This is a genomic window from Pedobacter agri PB92 (assembly GCF_000258495.1).
Lineage (GTDB): Bacteria > Bacteroidota > Bacteroidia > Sphingobacteriales > Sphingobacteriaceae > Pedobacter > Pedobacter agri.
The window spans coordinates 21,871-28,373 of the sequence record NZ_AJLG01000050.1 but is presented as its reverse complement, the minus strand read 5'-3'; the positions used below and the strand labels follow the sequence as shown (position 1 = coordinate 28,373).

The window sequence follows — 6,503 nt, the reverse complement described above, 5'->3', positions numbered from 1 at the left end:
TCTGGAGTGGTTAAAAAATGTGCGGAGCCCATTCGATGAATGTTTTGATTTTGTTGTACGAAGAATTTGTAAGCTTTGAAAATCATAGCGAATAGCCCAAATCAATTTGAGCGTTAGATTATCGAAAAAAAAATCCCGTTTAACCTCTCCAGGTAAAACGGGACTAAAACCTAAAACAAAATCCGTTTCATTTGACAAAACGTACAACTTGTGTGTTGTATAGTAATAGACAATATTTGCTGGTTAAGGTTTAATAGGTATTAAATAATTTTATTTAAAGCGGTTTATAAAAACTCAATAGATACAACTATATATTTTATATTTGTTCATTATTAATACTAGTATAGAAAATGGCGGTAAGGGGAAACCAGTTTAAAACCAATACATTCAGAGATAAAGGTGCTGAAAATGCATCAGGCAGGCCATCATCTGGTCGCCAGCCAAAAGAAAAAAGAGAATATCTACCTAGCTTCGACTTGCAGGATGGACGTGCAATTAAAATTGTAGGCTTATTTTTTGTTATACTTTCACTTTACTTTTTAATTGCTTTTACTTCTTATTTATTTACTTGGCAGGATGATCAAAGCTATGTAATTGATGCGAATGGAGGTTGGGGAAACCTTTTCAAAACTGCTGAAGAACTAAAGGATTCGGGTGTTGTCATTCCTGTAGTGCAAAACTGGCTTGGCAAGTTTGGAGCGTTATTGTCTCACCAATTTATTTACGAATGGTTCGGCATTGCCTCGTTTTTATTCGTTCTGGCATTTTTTATTATTGGTTACAGGCTATTGTTCAAGGTTAAAATTCTATCAATTTCGAAAACCTTAGGATATAGCTTTTTCTTTCTGTTGTTTATTTCGTTAACCTTGGGCTTTGCCCACAGTTTTTGGTCAGAATCGCCACATTATGTTGAAGGTGAATTTGGCTATTGGAGTAACAAATTGCTTGCAGCACAAATTGGCGCTGCGGGTGTTGCAGGTTTAATCGCTTTTGCGGGTTTAACAATCTTAATCATCGCGTATAACATCGATTTTAAATTTCCCGAACGTAAGGAAAAGGAGGTTTATCTGGATAACGAAACACCTGATTACGTGAACGAAGTTCGCGAGAAGTTTGCGCAGAATAGGGAGGTTGAACAAGTTGCTGAACCAATTGAATTTCCGGTACGCGAAAAACCAGTTGTTAATCAAGAAAGAAAGCAGCAAAATGTGGTCATACAGCCAAACCGCTATGAAGACAAGGCGCCGGAGGAAGAAGTTGTTACACCGGTAACATTGTCGCCCCTCGCCACTAACTTACCTTTAACTACTTCTGCGGCAGCTGCATCAGCTATGCCTTTAACGGTAGAGCCAGCTGTTGAAGAAGAAGAAAAAGAACCAGCTTTTACTATTGAGAAGACTGAGGAGGAGAAAAAATCAGATGATTTGGTAGAACAGTTTGGTAACTATGATGAAAAACTGGATTTATCCGGCTACAAATATCCAACTGTTGATTTGCTGGAAAACTACGGTACCAATAAGATTTCAGTTAACGCCGAAGAGTTAGAAGCCAATAAAAATAAAATTGTAGAAACGCTGAATCATTATAATATCGAAATTGATAAGATTAAGGCTACCATTGGTCCGACAGTAACTTTATACGAAATTATTCCTGCTCCTGGAGTAAGGATTTCGAAGATTAAAAACCTGGAAGATGATATTGCCCTTTCATTAGCGGCTTTAGGTATACGTATTATCGCACCTATGCCTGGTAAGGGAACCATTGGTATCGAGGTACCAAACCAACATCCGGAAATGGTACCCATGCGCAGCATTCTAAATACTGAAAAGTGGACTTCCAATACGATGGATTTGCCGATTGCTTTGGGTAAAACAATTAGCAACGAGGTATTTATTGCCGATTTGGCGAAAATGCCTCACTTACTCGTTGCCGGCGCTACCGGTCAAGGTAAGTCGGTGGGTATCAACTCTATTCTGGTTTCGCTGCTGTTCAAGAAACATCCCGCCCAGTTGAAGTTTGTTTTGGTCGATCCAAAAAAAGTAGAGTTAACTTTATTTAACCGGATTGAACGTCACTTTTTGGCAAAGCTTCCTGGTGAGGCGGATGCCATTATTACCGATACAAAGAAAGTAGTGAATACATTAAACTCTTTATGTATCGAAATGGATCAGCGTTACGATTTATTGAAAGATGCGCAGGTTAGAAATCTAAAAGAGTATAACGATAAATTTATCAAGCGTAAGCTTAACCCAAATAACGGGCACAGATTTTTACCATTCATTGTATTGGTGGTAGATGAGTTTGCCGATTTAATGATGACTGCGGGTAAAGAAGTTGAGGCCCCGATAGCCCGTTTAGCTCAGTTAGCACGTGCTATCGGTATCCATTTGGTTTTGGCCACGCAACGTCCTTCGGTAAACATTATTACGGGTACAATTAAAGCCAATTTCCCGGCGAGGTTAGCATTTAGGGTTTTATCTAAAATCGATTCAAGAACAATTTTAGATAGCGGCGGTGCCGACCAGCTGATTGGTCGTGGAGATATGCTTTTATCTACAGGTAGCGACTTAATCAGGCTACAGTGTGCTTTTGTTGATACACCAGAGGTAGATCGAATTTCTGAATTTATCGGTAATCAACGCGGCTATGCTGATGCATATCAGTTGCCAGAGTACATCGACGAAGCCGGCGAGGGCAGTAAAGCCGATTTTGATCCAAATGAACGTGATAAGTTTTTTGAAGATGCTGCGAGGCTTATCGTAATGCATCAGCAAGGTTCTACATCATTAATTCAACGTAAACTAAAGTTAGGTTATAACCGTGCGGGAAGAATTATCGATCAATTAGAAGCTGCGGGTATTGTTGGGCCGTTTGAAGGTAGCAAGGCCCGTGAAGTTTTATACCCTGATGAATATTCTTTGGAACAATTCTTGAATAGCATGGACGACAAGGGGTAGATTAAACCAATGGTTTAAAATTTACTCAAACGTTTCAAAGAAAATTTAAATACACAAGATGAAGAAATTAATTTCAGCATTAATGGTTGTAGTTGCTTTTACAACATCAACTTATGCTCAAACTGACGCGAAAGCTAAGGCAATTTTAGCGGAGGTAAGCAAAAAATACAAATCGTATAATATCGTAAAAACCGATTTTACTTTTACTTTAGATAACCCAAAAGCGAAAGTTAAAGAAACGCAGCAAGGTACGCTGTATGTTAAAGCCAACTCCAATAAATATAAAGTTGCAATGACTAACCAAGAATTGTTTAGCGATGGTAAAAGCCAATGGACTTATCTTAAAAAAGATAAAGAAGTTCAGGTAAGCAGTATTGATCCAAATAGTGATGCCATAAATCCGGCGAAAATTTTCACCGTGTACGAAAAAGGTTTCAAATACATTTACACAGGCGACGAGAAAGTTGGTTCTAAAACTTATCAGATGATCGACCTAACTCCGGTTGATACCAAAAAATCAATCTTTAAAGTTCGTTTAAGCATCGATAAAGCAGCTAAGCAAATTGCTAATGTTGTATTGTTCGATAAAAATGGAAATAAATACACTTACAATGTGAAAACTTTTTCACCAAATGTAAACGTTCCTGAAACTACATTTGCTTTCGATGCCAAGAAATATCCAGGTGTTGAAGTAGTAGATTTAAGATAGTTTTATCCGCCTTGCGGTATTGAAGGTTCAGTTGGAAACAGCTGAACCTTTTTTATTTAAAGATTTCGCTAAACAAACACGGAATACACGCAAGATGTTGAATCTATATAAAGCGTTCTCGCCAGCATAACGTGAACAGATTTGTTAATTCAGAATCTTCTAGGTATTTGAAAGAAATCATATATCGATTAATTGTAAACCTCAAAACTTCTGATATGGTAAAAGATAATTTGAATGCTGCTTAGATTTCTCTAAGTTTGTTCCAATGTCATTGCCGCTAACAAATCATACTTTAGAAAAACTGGAGCAGTTGCTTTTCGCAATGGGTTTTAAAGTTCGTTACGAGAAAGGAAATTTTAAAACCGGTTCTTGTTTGTTAGAACATAATAAAATCGTAGTGGTAAATAAATTTTCCAATTTGGAAGCGAAAATTGCAGCCTTGGTAACTTTGGTGAAGCAAACCCGTCCAGATGAAAATTTACTAGATGAGAAGCAGAGACAATTTTTTCATTCTTTACAGCAAACAGCGTTATTTTGATACAGATACAAGCAGCAAACCGCACACATAGAAAGGAAGGTTATTTAAAATGATCGTAACTTTTTTGGGCACAGGTACATCACAAGGGGTTCCAGTAATTGCTTGTAAATGCGAAGTTTGTCAATCAAATGATAAGAAAAATAACAGGTTAAGAACCTCCGTTTTGATAGAAACCAACGATAAAACCATCGTTGTAGACAGTGGTCCGGATTTTCGTTACCAATTGCTACGTGAAAAAGTTGAAGATTTGGATGCGGTATTATTTACTCATGAACATAAAGATCATATTGCCGGTTTAGATGATATACGCCCATTTAATTATCTGTTAGGTAAGGTAATAGATGTTTACGCCACAGAGCGGGTTCAAACAGCGTTGAAGAGAGAATTTTATTACATTTTTGCTGAAACTAAATACCACGGATTACCTCAGATTAAACTTCATACGGTTAATAACGGAGAAAATTTTAAAATAGGTGAAACAGAAATAATCCCGTTGGAAGTGATGCATCATTTATTGCCCATAACAGGATACAGAATAGGTGACTTTACCTACATTACTGATGCAAAGACCATTTCTGAAACAAGTTTTAATAAAATTAAAGGCACAAAAATACTCGTAATCAACGCCTTGCAGAAAGAACCGCATATTTCACATTTTACGCTAGACGAGGCTGTCACATTTGCTGAAAAAGTTGGTGCAGAAACTACTTATCTTACACACATCAGTCATAATTTAGGATTACATGATGTGGTTGAGAACGATTTACCTTCAAATATTCGCTTGGCTTACGATGGGCTGAAAATAGAATTGTAAATCACTGTTCGCTAAATCCAAAATTAAATTATATTTGCACTCCACTTACTCGGGTGGCGAAATTGGTAGACGCACCAGCTTGAGGGGCTGGCGCCCTTACGGGTGTGGGAGTTCGAATCTCCTCTCGAGTACAACCGGGCTTTGACAAAATCAAAGTCCGGTTTTTTTATGTCAATTCGGTTTGAGTTTCCAATATTCTTAGTTTAGGTTCTTAAAACTAATAGATGAAAAGCGTTACCTAGCTATTACTTAATAGCGCAAGTGTTTGGGTTCTAATGAACGCTTCCTTGTCTTTTTTTACTTCTTCGAGCATTGCTTTTCTTTCTTCTGTAAGTGTAAAATATTTATCCGCCCATAAGTTGATTTCCATCATTAGGGGAAGTAAGTCTACGCCTTTTGCGGTTAGTTTATATAAAACTTTGGCTTTGCTATCGGGGTGGTCATGCTTCGTGATTATTCCATTTGTTTCGAGGGTTAGCAATCTGGAAGCTAGAATATTGGTCGCTATTTTTTCATCCGATTTTAGGAAATCGCCATACGTACATTGTTTAGCAAACATGAGGTCTCTAATAATAAGCAATGACCATTTGTCTCCCCAAATATCCAATGAATTGCTAATAGGGCAATCAGATCTTTTTTTAACATTTACCATAAACTAATTTTTTTAAAAAAAAACACTTGCAAATTAAAAGTTGTTTGTATGTTTGTACTTGCAAAACGCAAGCAAATTTATAAAATTTAAGTTACAGATGCAATGAAAACAACAGGAAATACAGTATTCATCAGTGGTGGAAGCGCCGGAATAGGACTGGCCATAGCTAAAAAAATGAGCGCATCAGGCAACATGATCATCATCAATGGGCGTAGCGAAGAGCGACTTCGCAAGGCATTGAAAGAACTTAATAATGCTGTTGCCATACAGGGCGATTTATCCGTGAAGGCAGACAGGTTAAAAATTGCTGAAGAATTAAAAACTAAACACCCGAAATTAAATATTATCATCAATAATGCTGGTGCAGCTTTTATGAATGATTTAAGTGATGTAAATAACAAGTCCGCAGAAAAAGCTTTCGAGGAGATCAATACCAATTACATCAGTGTTATTGATTTCACAGCCCTGACTTTGCCGCTGCTTTTACAACAAGAAGATGCGGCTATTGTAAACGTTTCCTCTATAGCAGTATTTAGGTCGAATAAATATTTACCTACTTATTCTGCGAGTAAAGCGGCATTACACAGCTATACACAAGGCCTGAGAGATACTTTTTCAGAAAATAAAAAGCTCAAAGTATATGAACTATATCCACCTTTGGTAAATACCGAATTTTCTGCAGAAATCGGTGGGGCAAATGGAATTCCAGCATCCCAGGTGGCAGATGAATTGTTTGTGGCGTTAGAAAGAAATCAATTTGAGGTTCCGGTTGGCGACACCAGGAAAATCCACGAATTAGTTGTTCCAATTACAGAAAATGTTACTCTCTAATT

General features: G+C 37.3%; 6 protein-coding genes and 1 tRNA gene. 6 read left to right on the top strand and 1 reads right to left on the bottom strand.

The genetic code is table 11. From position 1 onward, the window contains the following. Positions 1–350: 350 nt before the first annotated feature. From ON09_RS09470 to ON09_RS09450, 5 genes are all read left to right on the top strand, one after another. The gene (locus ON09_RS09470; RefSeq protein WP_010600821.1) at positions 351–2,957 is read left to right on the top strand and encodes an FtsK/SpoIIIE family DNA translocase; all 2,607 of its coding nucleotides are present in this window, start codon (positions 351–353) and stop codon (positions 2,955–2,957) included. Positions 2,958–3,015: 58 nt separating this feature from the next. Further along, positions 3,016–3,666 carry a LolA family protein gene (locus tag ON09_RS09465; RefSeq protein ID WP_010600820.1) on the top strand — a complete coding sequence of 217 codons (651 nt, stop codon included), beginning with the start codon at positions 3,016–3,018 and terminating at the stop codon, positions 3,664–3,666. Between the two features lie 265 nt (positions 3,667–3,931). Then, a complete protein-coding gene (locus tag ON09_RS09460; RefSeq protein WP_010600819.1) occupies positions 3,932–4,204 on the top strand; it encodes a hypothetical protein in 273 nt (90 codons plus the stop codon). Positions 4,205–4,253: 49 nt separating this feature from the next. Next, positions 4,254–5,018: an MBL fold metallo-hydrolase gene (locus ON09_RS09455; protein ID WP_010600818.1), complete on the top strand. Its 765-nt coding sequence runs from the start codon at positions 4,254–4,256 to the stop codon at positions 5,016–5,018. Positions 5,019–5,065: 47 nt separating this feature from the next. After that, positions 5,066–5,149 (top strand) — tRNA-Leu (locus ON09_RS09450). 107 nt (positions 5,150–5,256) lie between these two features. Here ON09_RS09450 and ON09_RS09445 read toward each other — a convergent pair. After that, on the bottom strand, positions 5,257–5,670 hold the full coding sequence (locus ON09_RS09445) for a winged helix-turn-helix transcriptional regulator (RefSeq protein WP_010600817.1): 414 nt from the start codon (positions 5,668–5,670) through the stop codon (positions 5,257–5,259). Positions 5,671–5,772: 102 nt separating this feature from the next. Between ON09_RS09445 and ON09_RS09440 the strand changes: the two genes are divergently transcribed. Beyond that, complete coding sequence (locus ON09_RS09440; protein ID WP_010600816.1) at positions 5,773–6,501, top strand: SDR family oxidoreductase; 729 nt, start codon at positions 5,773–5,775, stop codon at positions 6,499–6,501. The last annotated feature ends 2 nt before the right edge of the window (positions 6,502–6,503 follow it).